This is a genomic window from Paraburkholderia sp. HP33-1 (assembly GCF_021390595.1).
In the GTDB taxonomy this organism is placed as follows: domain Bacteria; phylum Pseudomonadota; class Gammaproteobacteria; order Burkholderiales; family Burkholderiaceae; genus Paraburkholderia.
Window position 1 is genome coordinate 1126030 of sequence record NZ_JAJEJR010000001.1, and the last position, 13432, is coordinate 1139461.

General features: G+C 59.7%; 11 protein-coding genes, 2 tRNA genes and 2 rRNA genes. 10 read left to right on the forward strand and 5 right to left on the reverse strand.

What is annotated here, in order from left to right:
- Positions 1–45 precede the first annotated feature (45 nt).
- The 4 genes from L0U81_RS05150 (at position 46) to rrf (ending at position 3681) form a co-directional block, all read left to right on the forward strand.
- Positions 46–122 (forward strand) — tRNA-Ile (locus L0U81_RS05150).
- 63 nt (positions 123–185) lie between these two features.
- A tRNA-Ala gene (locus L0U81_RS05155) sits at positions 186–261 on the forward strand.
- Positions 262–556: 295 nt separating this feature from the next.
- Positions 557–3437: ribosomal RNA gene (locus L0U81_RS05160) — 23S ribosomal RNA — on the forward strand.
- 130 nt (positions 3438–3567) lie between these two features.
- Positions 3568–3681, forward strand: a 5S ribosomal RNA gene (rrf, locus tag L0U81_RS05165).
- A gap of 152 nt (positions 3682–3833) precedes the next feature.
- Here rrf and L0U81_RS05170 read toward each other — a convergent pair.
- Positions 3834–4757, reverse strand: a complete 924-nt coding sequence (locus L0U81_RS05170; protein ID WP_233800522.1) for a dTDP-4-dehydrorhamnose reductase family protein — start codon at positions 4755–4757, stop codon at positions 3834–3836.
- Between the two features lie 11 nt (positions 4758–4768).
- Positions 4769–4972, reverse strand: coding sequence for a heavy-metal-associated domain-containing protein (locus L0U81_RS05175; RefSeq protein ID WP_233800524.1), 204 nt, complete (start codon positions 4970–4972; stop codon positions 4769–4771).
- Positions 4973–5107: 135 nt separating this feature from the next.
- Between L0U81_RS05175 and cueR the strand changes: the two genes are divergently transcribed.
- The 4 genes from cueR (at position 5108) to L0U81_RS05195 (ending at position 7785) form a co-directional block, all read left to right on the forward strand.
- Positions 5108–5530: a Cu(I)-responsive transcriptional regulator gene (gene cueR / locus L0U81_RS05180; protein ID WP_233800526.1), complete on the forward strand. Its 423-nt coding sequence runs from the start codon at positions 5108–5110 to the stop codon at positions 5528–5530.
- A gap of 300 nt (positions 5531–5830) precedes the next feature.
- A complete protein-coding gene (locus L0U81_RS05185; RefSeq protein WP_233800528.1) occupies positions 5831–5977 on the forward strand; it encodes a DUF3563 family protein in 147 nt (48 codons plus the stop codon).
- 286 nt (positions 5978–6263) lie between these two features.
- Positions 6264–6572, forward strand: coding sequence for a hypothetical protein (locus L0U81_RS05190; protein ID WP_233800530.1), 309 nt, complete (start codon positions 6264–6266; stop codon positions 6570–6572).
- Positions 6573–6783: 211 nt separating this feature from the next.
- Entirely contained in the window at positions 6784–7785 is a 1002-nt protein-coding gene (locus L0U81_RS05195) for an ABC transporter substrate-binding protein (protein ID WP_233804222.1), read from the forward strand.
- A 31-nt stretch (positions 7786–7816) separates the two neighbouring features.
- Here the strand turns inward: L0U81_RS05195 and L0U81_RS05200 are convergent, their stop codons facing one another.
- Together L0U81_RS05200 and L0U81_RS05205 are read right to left on the reverse strand one after the other, a co-directional pair.
- Positions 7817–8662, reverse strand: a complete 846-nt coding sequence (locus L0U81_RS05200) for a 23S rRNA (adenine(2030)-N(6))-methyltransferase RlmJ (RefSeq protein WP_233800532.1) — start codon at positions 8660–8662, stop codon at positions 7817–7819.
- 103 nt (positions 8663–8765) lie between these two features.
- Positions 8766–9737 carry a potassium channel beta subunit family protein gene (locus L0U81_RS05205; protein ID WP_233800534.1) on the reverse strand — a complete coding sequence of 324 codons (972 nt, stop codon included), beginning with the start codon at positions 9735–9737 and terminating at the stop codon, positions 8766–8768.
- A 235-nt stretch (positions 9738–9972) separates the two neighbouring features.
- Between L0U81_RS05205 and L0U81_RS05210 the strand changes: the two genes are divergently transcribed.
- Both L0U81_RS05210 and L0U81_RS05215 read left to right on the forward strand, forming a co-directional pair.
- Complete coding sequence (locus L0U81_RS05210) at positions 9973–10770, forward strand: 3-hydroxybutyrate dehydrogenase (RefSeq protein WP_233800536.1); 798 nt, start codon at positions 9973–9975, stop codon at positions 10768–10770.
- 10 nt (positions 10771–10780) lie between these two features.
- Positions 10781–12013, forward strand: coding sequence for a DUF3734 domain-containing protein (locus L0U81_RS05215; RefSeq protein ID WP_233800537.1), 1233 nt, complete (start codon positions 10781–10783; stop codon positions 12011–12013).
- 155 nt (positions 12014–12168) lie between these two features.
- Here the strand turns inward: L0U81_RS05215 and L0U81_RS05220 are convergent, their stop codons facing one another.
- On the reverse strand, positions 12169–13368 hold the full coding sequence (locus L0U81_RS05220) for an amino acid aminotransferase (RefSeq protein ID WP_233800539.1): 1200 nt from the start codon (positions 13366–13368) through the stop codon (positions 12169–12171).
- Positions 13369–13432: the final 64 nt, after the last annotated feature.

Genomic DNA, 13432 nt, shown 5'->3' on the forward strand with positions numbered 1-13432 from the left:
ACGCTTATCGGCTGTGGTTAGAAGAAGAAACGCAGACAGACTCAGGGGTCTGTAGCTCAGTCGGTTAGAGCACCGTCTTGATAAGGCGGGGGTCGATGGTTCGAATCCATCCAGACCCACCACTGTCTTGTCTGTGGTGCTGACTGGTCCACCCCGGAGTGACAGGTAACTATCTGTGTATGACTGGGGGATTAGCTCAGCTGGGAGAGCACCTGCTTTGCAAGCAGGGGGTCGTCGGTTCGATCCCGTCATCCTCCACCAATCTTCAATGCCAAGGGTTCAGCAGGAAGTGCTGCTGAGTACTTGGCATTGGCGATTGAGCCAGTCAGAGCGGTACGGGGCAACCCGCTATCGGCTGTCGTTCTTTAACAATCAGGAAGAAGTAGTAAAGAGATTCACGAAAGCGTGCTTAGAGATGGGCGCGTGAGTAGGTGAATCAGGGTTGTGATTGTATCGATGTATTTTTAAGTGATCGAGAGATCGCTTTGGAATACGGCGCAACACGAATACTCAACCTGTAACGCAGTGCGTTTCGAGAGAGACTCACCCGTTATAGGGTCAAGCGAACAAGTGCATGTGGTGGATGCCTTGGCGATCACAGGCGATGAAGGACGCGGTAGCCTGCGAAAAGCGACGGGGAGCTGGCAAACGAGCTTTGATCCGTCGATGTCCGAATGGGGAAACCCACTCCTAATGGAGTATCCGTAGCTGAATCCATAGGCTACGCGAAGCGAACGCGGTGAACTGAAACATCTAAGTAACCGCAGGAAAAGAAATCAACCGAGATTCCCAGAGTAGTGGCGAGCGAAATGGGACCAGCCTGTACTCTTTATTTGTAGTGTTAGCCGAACGCTCTGGAAAGTGCGGCCATAGCGGGTGATAGCCCCGTAGGCGAAAACATTATGAAAGAACTGGGTGTACGACAAGTAGGGCGGGACACGTGAAATCCTGTCTGAAGATGGGGGGACCATCCTCCAAGGCTAAATACTCGTGATCGACCGATAGTGAACCAGTACCGTGAGGGAAAGGCGAAAAGAACCCCGGGAGGGGAGTGAAACAGATCCTGAAACCGCATGCATACAAACAGTCGGAGCCTCGCAAGGGGTGACGGCGTACCTTTTGTATAATGGGTCAGCGACTTACATTCAGTGGCGAGCTTAACCGATTAGGGCAGGCGTAGCGAAAGCGAGTCCGAACAGGGCGTCCAGTCGCTGGGTGTAGACCCGAAACCAGGTGATCTATCCATGGCCAGGTTGAAGGCACGGTAACACGTGCTGGAGGACCGAACCCACTAACGTTGAAAAGTTAGGGGATGAGCTGTGGATAGGGGTGAAAGGCTAAACAAACCTGGAAATAGCTGGTTCTCTCCGAAAACTATTTAGGTAGTGCCTCGTGTATCACCTTCGGGGGTAGAGCACTGTCATGGTTGTGGGGTCCATTGCGGATTACTACGCCATAGCAAACTCCGAATACCGAAGAGTGCAATCACGGGAGACAGACATCGGGTGCTAACGTCCGGTGTCAAGAGGGAAACAACCCAGACCGCCAGCTAAGGTCCCCAAATATGGCTAAGTGGGAAACGAAGTGGGAAGGCTAAAACAGTCAGGAGGTTGGCTTAGAAGCAGCCACCCTTTAAAGAAAGCGTAATAGCTCACTGATCGAGTCGTCCTGCGCGGAAGATGTAACGGGGCTAAGCCATATACCGAAGCTGCGGATGCGTGCTTTGCACGCATGGTAGGAGAGCGTTCCGTAAGCCTGCGAAGGTGCACTGGAAAGTGTGCTGGAGGTATCGGAAGTGCGAATGCTGACATGAGTAGCGATAAAGGGGGTGAAAGGCCCCCTCGCCGTAAGCCCAAGGTTTCCTACGCAACGTTCATCGGCGTAGGGTGAGTCGGCCCCTAAGGCGAGGCAGAAATGCGTAGCTGATGGGAAGCAGATTAATATTTCTGCACCATTGTGAAATGCGATGGGGGGACGGATCGCGGAAGGTTGTCCGGGTGTTGGAAGTCCCGGTCGCTGCATTGAAGAGGGTGCTTTGGCAAATCCGGGCACAGGACTCAAGGGTGTGGCGCGAGCTTCTTCGGAAGCGAAGCAACTGGAAGGGGTTCCAGGAAAAGCCTCTAAGCTTCAGTTTCACAGTGACCGTACCGCAAACCGACACAGGTGGGCGAGATGAGTATTCTAAGGCGCTTGAGAGAACTCGGGAGAAGGAACTCGGCAAATTGGTACCGTAACTTCGGGATAAGGTACGCCCTGGTAGCTTGATGCGCCTGCGCGCAGAGGGTGAAGGGGTTGCAATAAACTGGTGGCTGCGACTGTTTAATAAAAACACAGCACTCTGCAAACACGAAAGTGGACGTATAGGGTGTGACGCCTGCCCGGTGCCGGAAGATTAAATGATGGGGTGCAAGCTCCTGATTGAAGTCCCGGTAAACGGCGGCCGTAACTATAACGGTCCTAAGGTAGCGAAATTCCTTGTCGGGTAAGTTCCGACCTGCACGAATGGCGTAACGATGGCCACACTGTCTCCTCCCGAGACTCAGCGAAGTTGAAGTGTTTGTGATGATGCAATCTCCCCGCGGCTAGACGGAAAGACCCCATGAACCTTTACTGTAGCTTTGCATTGGACTTTGAACCGGTCTGTGTAGGATAGGTGGGAGGCTATGAAGCGTGGACGCCAGTCTGCGTGGAGCCGTCCTTGAAATACCACCCTGATCTGTTTGAGGTTCTAACCTTGGCCCGTGATCCGGGTCGGGGACAGTGCATGGTAGGCAGTTTGACTGGGGCGGTCTCCTCCCAAAGTGTAACGGAGGAGTACGAAGGTACGCTAGGTACGGTCGGAAATCGTGCTGATAGTGCAATGGCATAAGCGTGCTTGACTGTGAGACTGACAAGTCGAACAGGTGCGAAAGCAGGTCATAGTGATCCGGTGGTTCTGTATGGAAGGGCCATCGCTCAACGGATAAAAGGTACTCTGGGGATAACAGGCTGATACCGCCCAAGAGTTCATATCGACGGCGGTGTTTGGCACCTCGATGTCGGCTCATCTCATCCTGGGGCTGTAGCCGGTCCCAAGGGTATGGCTGTTCGCCATTTAAAGAGGTACGTGAGCTGGGTTTAAAACGTCGTGAGACAGTTTGGTCCCTATCTGCCGTGGGCGCTGGATATTTGAAGGGGGCTGCTCCTAGTACGAGAGGACCGGAGTGGACGAACCTCTGGTGTACCGGTTGTCACGCCAGTGGCATCGCCGGGTAGCTATGTTCGGAAGAGATAACCGCTGAAAGCATCTAAGCGGGAAACTCGCCTTAAGATGAGATATCCCCGGGGCTTCGAGCCCCTTGAAGGGTCGTTCAAGACCAGGACGTTGATAGGTCAGGTGTGCACGTACAGTAATGTACTGAGCTAACTGATACTAATTGCCCGTAAGGCTTGATCCTATAACCGGTGGGTTTCACCGGTTGAGATCCATGTTGTGCCAGAAACAGCACAACCCCCACACACGAATCCTTTACGCTTCTTCCCGATTGGCTGTGGCGCTCACCCGTAGCGACGCAGCAACCCGTCATGCCTGATGACCATAGCGAGTCGGTCCCACCCCTTCCCATCCCGAACAGGACCGTGAAACGACTCCACGCCGATGATAGTGCGGATTGCCCGTGTGAAAGTAGGTAATCGTCAGGCTCCCTCCCAGGCCAGAAACCCCACCCCTCGCGGTGGGGTTTCTGCGTTTACGCACCATAAACGCACGCCTGAAAAATCCGGAACGCAGCGACGGTTTTTCTCCCATCTAGGCCCCTGCTTCTCCATCACCCTCGTGGACGCAAGCGGCCGGATCAAACTGGACTCGCGGGTCCTCGCCACGGAAACGTGGCCAGCACCTGACTGATCGCCATGTCGAATGGCGTGCGTCGGCCAATACCAAGCGCCTCCAGACGGCTCGACGTCAGATGACAGTCGTGCGGGCGCGGCGTCGAGTCGGTGGGTGTGCGCTGCGGCGTCAGATGCGCATTGATTCGCAGCGCTGCCGCAAGGCGCACAGCGATCTCGTACTTGTTCATTGGTTCGTTGCCCGACCATTGCACGATGCCCGAGATCGTTTCGCCGCGCGCGTGCCGCTCGAGCATCTGTCGAATCACGACCGCGACATCGCGCGTGAATGTGGGATAGCGGATCGCCCAGGCGTCCATCGTGGCGGTCTGACCGTCCGACGCGGCTGACGCCGCGATCGCCGGCACCAGGCTAGTCACGGCCGACTCCGACCAGCTGACGATCGGCCCATACAGCAGGGGAAGACGCAGCACGCATCCGCGCTCAGCCGTTTCGATCAGCGCTCGCTCACCTTCGAGCTTGCTCTGTCCGTACGCGTTGAGCGGCTCGGGTGTGCTGTCGTGTCGATAGGGCGGGTGCCTGCCGTCGAACACATAGTCAGTCGAGATCGATAGCGTCCAAGCGCCGCGTCGGTTCGCCACCTCGGCGATCGTCCGCACAGCATCAACATTTAGCGCGCGTGCAAGCGCCGGATCACGCTCGCATACATCGGGGCGGCGCTCCGCCGCAGCAATCACGACGGCATCTGGCGCCACATGCTTGATGAAACGCTCGACCGCAAGGCTATCGCGAACATCCAACGCGACCATCTGCGGCGATGGCCTGCTGAATGTGGTGGCGACGATCTGCCAGCCAGCCTGGCGCGCAAGTTCTTCGTTGAGCGCTCGGCCCAGCAGCCCGGAACCACCAATCACCGCAACCTTGAACATGATTCGCGCCCTCAGCGCACAGACGTGACCGTGTATCCGGCTTCGTCGATCGCGCCCTTCAGCGCATCGACCGTTTGTGTCGAGTCCACGACCACGCGGCCGGTCGCGAGATCCACGTGAATCTGCGCGGCGGCGTCGTGCTCGCGAATCGCGTTCGTGACGGCGGCCACACAGTGCTCGCAGCTCATGCCTTCTACATGGAGTTCGATTGTCATTGCGGGGACCTCGGCGGAATCAGATTGCGGATAGTCGAATTATGCCTGCCGATCCGCGTTTGGTACGCTGACCTTCCCTCCATGGGAAGGTGTAGGATCGACTCGAGTTCGGTCGAAATCATGAGGGAAACAGTAATGAACATTGGTGAAGCGGCCCGCGCGTCGGGTGTTACGGCGAAGATGATCCGCTACTACGAAAGCGTCGGCCTGTTGGCGGCGAAGGCGCGTACGAGCGCCGGTTATCGCGTGTATGGCCCGCAGGAAGTGCATTCGCTGCGCTTTATTCGCCAGGCGCGCCGGCTCGGATTTCTAGTCGAGGATATCCGGCGACTGCTTGCGCTATGGAACGACCGCTCGCGTGCAAGCGCAGAAGTAAAACGGATCGCGCTCGAACATGTCGCCGAACTCGATCGCCGCATTGCCGAGCTGACCGATATGCGCGACACCCTGGCGCATCTGGCCGATCATTGCCACGGCGACGAGCGGCCCGAATGTCCGATCATCGAGCGCCTCGCGGATACGGATCTGGTTTCGGGACAAGGTTGCCATCCGCTTTAACGGTTCGTTGAGCAAGAGGTGCAACCGAAACTCAATATTCATTGAGCTCTTGTGTAATTGCACCTTAATCGTGCATAGAAATCAGGGGGGCAGTGATGATCGCGGAAACTTCTCGGGAGAACCAATAAAATCAGGCGTCTAAATGCACCGGAGCAGTGCGTCATTCCAAACCGGAATGCCCATCATGCGGGCATTTCACTGTTCAGGTTGCACCTTCGGGCTATAATGCGGGTTAACCCTTCTACGGAAAATCCCTGATGTCCAGTCACCGGGGATTCGATCTGATCCTTGGAGAACATCATGTTTGCATACCTTCTTGAAAAGCTGAGCACTTGGTTCGAAACCGCGGAACGTAGCCGCCGCGAAGCGTATCTCGCATCGTCGTCGGATATCGTCCAACTCGAGCAGCGCATCCGCTCGCTCGAAGCCAACGGCTATTCGCAGTAAGTTTACGCTTCGAGCTGGACCCGGCGGCGCCTGCTGTTGCGCGGCTATCGTAGTACCAATGTCGAGCCCCGTCAAAGCGGGGCTTTGTCATGTCTGAATGTCGAGAATTGCGCTCTTTCAGGTATTTTTCGGGTGGGCGGCGCCGGAACACTGGTCATGGCGAATATCGACTAGCTTCGCAACGCAGGCCGCGGTAAGGTAGGGCGTTTTTCGCACAAGACGGTATTCATAACCCATCGGGCCGCCCATGTCCTCCGTCCGTTCGCTCCTAACTCTCCGATCTCTGATGGCCAAGGCCGCCGTGGCGACGCTCGCGATACTCTGTGTCGCGTCGGACGCATTCGCGGTCTCCGATAACGACCGCCGGCCTGTGATTCTCGATACGCTTGGCGGCGTCAATAATGGCCAGAGCGGCACCGTGCTGCTGAGCTCGCCGGCTGAGCCGCAGCCGATCGTCGCCGCGCCATCGATCCCGGCACCGGTCGAGTTACCGAACGAATCCTCGCCGCCGTTCGTGGTGGCGCCGTATATCCAAATGCCGACGGGTGGCGCTGTGCCGCAGCGGCCGATACCTCGACCAGTTCCGATTCAATAATGAGGTAGCAACGGCGCGAAAGATCGTCAGCGACGCTTCTACCCGAGACCGTTTCTTTCCCCTCTTGTTGGTTGCGATAGGCGGCAGCCGTTCGCAGGCGCCGCCGCGCCCGACATCTCCGGGTTTGGGCGCATGGCGCCCGCGAAACCGCCCGACGACAATCGTTGCGCGCTTCGTCGCCGCTAGCATCGACCGCGGCGTGCGCGCCTGCATGATGCTGTTCGCGTTTGCCGCGCTGCCTGGCGCCACGTCCGCAAAGGACACGCCGGAAATGCCGACGCTGACGATGGCCGTCGGTGGTTTGCCCGGCCTCTACTACCTACCGGTCCTTGCGGCACAGCAGCTTGGCTACTTCAAGGTCGAAGGCCTGAACGTCACGCTCGAAGATTTCGCGGGCGGGTCGAAGGCGCTCGAAGCGGTGGCGGGTGGTAGCGCTGACGTCGGCGCCGGCGCGTTCGAGCACACGCTGTTTATGCAGGCGAAAGGGCAGCACTATCGCGCGTTCGTGCTGATGGGCCGGACACCGCAGATCGTGATCGGCGTGGTTCCATCGAAGGCCGATCAGATCAAGTCGCTCGCGGACTTCAAAGGCGCGAAGGTCGGCGTGAGCGCGCCGGGTTCGTCGACGGATCTCGTGCTCACCTTTGCATTGTGCAAAGCCGGCGTGCAGCGCAGTGACATTTCGGCGATCGGCGTCGGCAGCGGCGCGACGGTGCTGGCCGCGGTGGGTAGTGGGCAGATCGGCGCGCAGTCCAATGTCGACCCGATGATGACCAAGCTCCCGCGCAGCGCCGCGATCAAGGTGCTGGTCGATACGCGCACGGTGAAAGGCACGCAGGACGTGTTCGGCGGCACGATGCCCGCGGCGACGCTCTATGCACCCGAGAGCTTCACCCAGCAAAATCCGAAGACGAAGCAGGCGCTGACCAGCGCGATCGGGCGTGCAAATCATTGGCTGCAGACCGCGAACGACGCCGATCTGCTGAAGATGGTGCCGCAAGCCTATCTGCCAGGCGACCCGGCGCTTTATCTCGAGGCCTTTCACAACGTGCGCGACGCGTATTCGCCGGATGGCCTGATGCCCGTGGATGGGCCAGCGACGTCGCTGCGCGCGTTGTCGTCGTTCGATAGCCGGCTCGATCCGAAGAAAATCGATCTGAGCGCGACCTATACGAACGAGTTCGCGAGCAAGGCGGCCGCGCAGTTCAACTGAGCGCAAGCCACTCGCGTGCCGCTCATCGCGTTCAATTGCCGCGAAACTCGACCTTGAACGTAGCGGCCTTGTCCTCGCCGAGTGCCTTGACGAGCCAGGGCATCTGGTCCTTCAGCATCTTGGCGAGCGTATACGGTGGATTCAGGACGAACATGCCGCTGCCGAACAGTCCATAGCCGTCCTCGGGAGGGTTGCTGACGGTCAGACTGACGTGCAGCCAGTTGTCTTTCTGCAGCTGCTTTAGCTGATCGGGGAAGCGCTGCGACTCGGGACGCTTTACCTGCGGATACCAGACCGCGTACGTGCCGGTCGGAAAACGCTTCAGGCTTTCCTCGACACAGCGCAGCGTGCGCCCGTAATCGCGCTTGTCTTCATACGACGGATCGAGCAGGATCAGCGCGCGTCGCGGCGCCGGCGGCAGCAGCGCGAGAATGCCGTCGAAGCCGTCGCCCGCGTACAGCATCGCGCGACGGCCCGCGTCGCGGAAATTGTGGCGCAGCACATCGATTTCGGTGCTGTGGAGCTCGAACAGTCGCATGCGATCCTGCGCGCGCAACTGTCGCCACGCGAGATAGGGCGAGCCGGGATAGAAATGTAGCTGGCCATCGGCATTGAGCGCGCTGACTTCGTCGACGTATTCGGCGAACAGCGGCGGCAGATCGTTTCGGCCCCACAGTTTCGCGATACCCGTCTCGAACTCGCCGGTCTTCGTCGCGTAGCCTTCCTTCAGCGAGTAGACACCGGCGCCCGCGTGCGTGTCGATATACCAGTAGGCCTTGTCCTTCTGGCCAAGGTAGCGCAGAAGCTGCAACACGACGGCGTGTTTCAGAACGTCGGCGTGATTGCCGGCATGAAAGGCGTGGCGGTAGCTGAGCATGATGAGAAGACGCTGAAAGAGCGCGGGCTGGCCCGAAGGAGCTGGTGGCGCGGTCGCGTATTGTACGCGACCGCGCGTGCGTGATTATCCAATCAGTGCGTGATTACTCGTGCGCGTCGCCGATGATCTCTTCGATCCGCTGTTTGATCTCCGGCGTGATGCGCTCGGCGACCTCGGCGGACTGCATGTTTTCGCCGATCTGTTCGACCCGCGACGCGCCCGTGATCACCGTGCTGACATTCGGATTCTTCAGAATCCACGCGATCGCAAGCTGACCGACCGTGCAGCCGAGTTCATCGGCGAGCGTACCGAGCTGGCCGACCACGTTGTTTCTCGTCGGATCGGTGAGTTGCTGACGCAGCCAGTCATAGCCCTGCAACTGCGCGCGACTGTCGGCGGGCACACCGTCGCGATATTTGCCGGTGAGCAGACCCGACGCGAGCGGACTCCACGTCGTCAGGCCGAGGCCGAGGTCCTCGTAAAGCCGCTTGTATTCCTGTTCGACGCGTTTGCGGTGAAACAGGTTGTATTGCGGCTGCTCCATGACCGGCTTGTGCAGATGATGCCGCTCGGCGATTTCATGAGCGGCGCGAATCTCGTCGGCGCTCCATTCCGACGTGCCCCAGTACAGCGCCTTGCCGCGCGCGATCATATCGCTCATCGCCCAGACCGTTTCCTCGATCGGCGTGTTCGGGTCGGGGCGATGACAGAACACGAGGTCGACATAGTCGAGTTGCAGGCGCTTCAGCGATCCGTCGATCGCGTTCATCAGGTATTTGCGGTTCAACGTGTGGTACTGGTTCGGCGCCTCGTTGAGTCCCCAGAAAAATTTCGTCGACACGACGTAGCTCACGCGCGGCCACGCGAGTTCCTTCAATGCGTGGCCCATGATCTCCTCGGATTTGCCGCCCGCGTAAACCTCGGCGTTGTCGAAGAAATTGACGCCCGCGTCGCGTGCCGCGGCAAGCGATTCGCGCGCGGCGCGGTGATCCACCTGGTTGCCGTACGTGACCCACGAGCCGATGGACAACTCGCTCACTTGCAGGCCGGAGCGGCCCAGACGCCGATAATTCATGCATGTCTCCTGGTTGGTGATGCCACGGGAACGGAGCCCGAATTCTGCTCGAAAGGGTTCAGTTTAAAGAGATACGGATCGATGTGCGTTTTACCTATGTCGTTCACAGGGTTCATGCACAATAGCAAAGTCGGCCGCTGCGTTGCATCCGCCGAACGGTCTATCCCGTTTGGCCGACTTCAAGCCGCGTGCGGTCTTGTGGTCTCATTGCTCATCAACTGCATGGAGGTTCTGGATGTCGTCTCTGAACACGAATCTGAACGGCAAGGTCGCCGTCGTCACGGGCGCCGCGAGCGGCATCGGCAAGCAGATCGCATTGACTCTTTCGGCCGCGGGCGCGGCGGTCGCGATCGCCGATCTGAACCAGGACGGTGCGAACGCCGTGGCTGAAGAAATCAGAAAGAGCGGCGGCAAGGCAATCGGCGTGGCAATGGACGTGACAAGCGAAGACGCCGTCAACCAGGGTATCGACAAGGTTGCCGAGGAATTCGGCTCGATTGACATTCTCGTTTCCAACGCCGGCATCCAGATCGTCAATCCGATCGAAAACTATTCGTTCTCGGACTGGAAAAAGATGCAGGCCATTCACGTGGACGGCGCGTTCCTGACCACCAAGGCTGCGCTCAAGCACATGTACAAGGACAATCGCGGCGGCGTCGTGATCTACATGGGCTCGGTCCACTCGCATGTCGCCTCGCCGCTGAAGTCCGCATACGTGACCGCGAAGCATGCTCTGCTGGGCCTGTCGCGCGTGCTGGCCAAGGAGGGCGCTGCGCACAACGTGCGTTCGCACGTCGTGTGCCCGGGCTTCGTGCGCACGCCACTCGTCGACAAACAGATCCCCGAGCAGGCGAAGGAACTCGGCATCAGCGAAGAGGAAGTGATCAAGCGCGTGATGCTGGGCGGCACCGTCGACGGTATCTTTACGACGGTCGAAGACGTCGCGCAGACCGTGCTGTTCCTGTCGACCTTCCCGACGGCGGCGCTGACCGGCCAGTCGTTCGTAGTGAGCCACGGCTGGTACATGCACTAAGGAGAGGCCCATGGCGCAACGCAATCTGAAGCGGGCGCGCGTGGGCGTGTCCGGCGACGGGGAGGGCGCGGGTCCAGCGGCCTCCGCTCGCCCGCATCGGCATCTCCGGTTGCCCAACTACGAAACCGTCGCGCTGATGCTGCAAGGCGGTGGCGCGCTGGGTGCCTATCAGGCCGGCGTCTTTCAGGGACTCTACGAAGCCGGCATTGAACCGAACTGGATCGCGGGCATTTCGATCGGTGCGCTGAATACGTCGATCATTGCGGGCAATCCACCGGAAAAACGCGTCGAGCGTCTTCTGCAATTCTGGGAGACGATCTGCCAGCCGGCGTTCGGGCCGCCGTTGCCTGCTCCGATCGAGCACGTGCTGTTCAATTCGAGCGAAGCAGTGCGTAAGGCATTTACGGCAGCCCAGGCGATGGGCGCGATCGTCGAAGGCCAAAAGGGCTTCTTCGTGCCGCGTTTCCCGCCGCCATTGCCCACAGTGTCCGGTTCGCCACAACTGGCGAGCTACTACGACACCACGCCGCTGAAGGCGACGCTCGAGACGCTGTGTGATTTCGACCGGATCAATTCGGGAGAAATACGCGTGTCGGTGGGGGCGGTGAATTGCGGCACAGGCAATTTCGCGTACTTCGACAATACGCACACCACGCTCAGGCCCGAGCATTTCATGGCGTCAGGCGCGTTGCCGCCGGGCTTCGCCGCTGTCGAGATCGACGGCCAGTTCTACTGGGATGGCGGACTGATGTCGAATACGCCGCTCTACGAGGTGCTCCAGTCCACGCCGCGTCGCGACACGCTCGCGTTTCAAGTCGATCTATGGAGCGCGATCGGGCCCGTGCCGGACAACATCACCGACGTGCAGGGGCGCATGAAGGACATCCAGTATTCGAGCCGCACGCGTCTCGTGACCGACATGCTGCAGCGCTCGCAGCGGTTCCGCCACGTGCTGCGTGAGGTGCTGGATCGCGTGCCCGTCGAACAGCGCGACGATCCGTGGTGCCAGCTGGCCGAAGATCTGTCGTGTTCAAAGCGCTACAACGTGATACACCTGATCTACCGGCACAAGGAATACGAAGGACACTACAAGGACTTTCAGTTCGGTCTGTCCACAATGCGTGAGCACTGGCGAAGCGGTCTCGAAGATATTTGTCGTTCGCTCGAGCACCCCGACTGGCTCGAGATGCCCGACAACGATGCCGGGTTCGTCACGCACGATATCCATCGAGACTCGCGCTGATGTTCCACTGACAGAGCCGACGTTGCGCCGGCAAGGTCGACCTGTCAGCAAATAAAAAACGGCGCCCATTACTGAAAATGGGCACCGTTTCTACAGGCGGTGGCAGCGGCGAACCATCCGCATCGGCGCGGTAAACCTCCGCGCCGCGAATCGCCTTACTTCAGCACGTGGGCAATCGCGTTCGCGACGACGTCGAGGTTGCGCGTATTGAGCGCAGCCACGCAGATGCGGCCAGTGCTGACCGCATAGATGCCGAACTCTTCGCGCAGACGGTCCACTTGCGGTGCCGTCAGGCCCGAGTACGAGAACATGCCGCGCTGTGCGTTCACGAAGCTGAAGTCGCGATCAACGCCGCTAGCCTTCAGACGCTCGACGAGACCGTTGCGCATCGCGCGGATGCGGTCCCGCATTTCACCCAGTTCGCTTTCCCACGTCGCGCGCAGTTCGGGCGACGCGAGCACCGCCGCGACCACCGAGCCGCCGTGCGTTGGCGGGTTGGAGTAGTTCGTGCGGATCACACGCTTCAGTTGCGACAGCACGCGCGTGGCTTCGTCCTTGCTCGCAGTGATGATCGACAGTGCGCCGACGCGCTCGCCGTACAGCGAGAACGACTTCGAGAACGACGACGACACGAACACGTTCAGTTCCTGCGCCGCAAACAGACGCACTGCGGCCGCGTCCGCTTCGATGTTGTCGCCGAAGCCCTGGTAGGCGATGTCGAGGAACGGCACGAGGTTGCGTGCCTTGACGACCTCGACGACCTGCTTCCACTGCTCGACGCTCAGATCGACGCCGGTCGGATTGTGACAGCAGGCATGCAGCACGACGATGGTGCCTGCCGCGTAGCTGTTCAGCGCGCTCAACATGCCGTCGAAGTTCACGCCGTGCATCTGCGCGTCATAGTACGGATACGATTCGACGACGAAGCCCGCGCCTTCGAACAGCGCGCGGTGGTTTTCCCAGCTCGGATCGCTGATTGCGACCTTGCTGTCCGGATTCACGCGCTTCAGGAAGTCCGCGCCGATCTTCAGCGCGCCCGTACCGCCCAGCGCCTGCGCCGTGACGACGCGGCCGGCCGCGATCAGTGGCGAGTCGTTGCCCAGCAGCAGCTTTTGCACAGCGGCATCGTAAGCGGCGATACCTTCGATCGGCAGATAGCCGCGCGGCAGCGCGGCCTCGACGCGGGCCTTTTCGGCTTCGCGCACGGCGCGCAGCAGCGGAATCTTGCCTTCTTCATTGAAGTACACGCCAACGCCGAGGTTGACCTTGGTGGCGCGTGTATCGGCGTTGAAGGCTTCGTTCAGGCCCAGAATCGGGTCGCGGGGAGCAAGTTCGACGGCGGAGAACAGAGACATGATGGGTCGGCAGCAGTAGTGAAAAGAGGGCGGCTTCGCGCGCGGGCGGTCCGGCCTGCGGGCA

Excerpts from the sequence above, each read along its gene's own strand:
- L0U81_RS05185 (WP_233800528.1), top strand. The coding sequence starts at position 5,831 with ATGTTTGCATACCTTCTTGAAAAGCTGAGCACTTGGTTCGAAACCGCG.
- L0U81_RS05175 (WP_233800524.1), bottom strand. The coding sequence starts at position 4,972 with ATGACAATCGAACTCCATGTAGAAGGCATGAGCTGCGAGCACTGTGTG.
- L0U81_RS05195 (WP_233804222.1), top strand. The coding sequence starts at position 6,784 with ATGATGCTGTTCGCGTTTGCCGCGCTGCCTGGCGCCACGTCCGCAAAG.
- L0U81_RS05220 (WP_233800539.1), bottom strand. The coding sequence starts at position 13,368 with ATGTCTCTGTTCTCCGCCGTCGAACTTGCTCCCCGCGACCCGATTCTG.
- cueR (WP_233800526.1), top strand. The coding sequence starts at position 5,108 with ATGAACATTGGTGAAGCGGCCCGCGCGTCGGGTGTTACGGCGAAGATG.
- L0U81_RS05190 (WP_233800530.1), top strand. The coding sequence starts at position 6,264 with ATGGCCAAGGCCGCCGTGGCGACGCTCGCGATACTCTGTGTCGCGTCG.
- L0U81_RS05205 (WP_233800534.1), bottom strand. The coding sequence starts at position 9,737 with ATGAATTATCGGCGTCTGGGCCGCTCCGGCCTGCAAGTGAGCGAGTTG.
- L0U81_RS05200 (WP_233800532.1), bottom strand. The coding sequence starts at position 8,662 with ATGCTCAGCTACCGCCACGCCTTTCATGCCGGCAATCACGCCGACGTT.
- L0U81_RS05215 (WP_233800537.1), top strand. The coding sequence starts at position 10,781 with ATGGCGCAACGCAATCTGAAGCGGGCGCGCGTGGGCGTGTCCGGCGAC.
- L0U81_RS05170 (WP_233800522.1), bottom strand. The coding sequence starts at position 4,757 with ATGTTCAAGGTTGCGGTGATTGGTGGTTCCGGGCTGCTGGGCCGAGCG.
- L0U81_RS05210 (WP_233800536.1), top strand. The coding sequence starts at position 9,973 with ATGTCGTCTCTGAACACGAATCTGAACGGCAAGGTCGCCGTCGTCACG.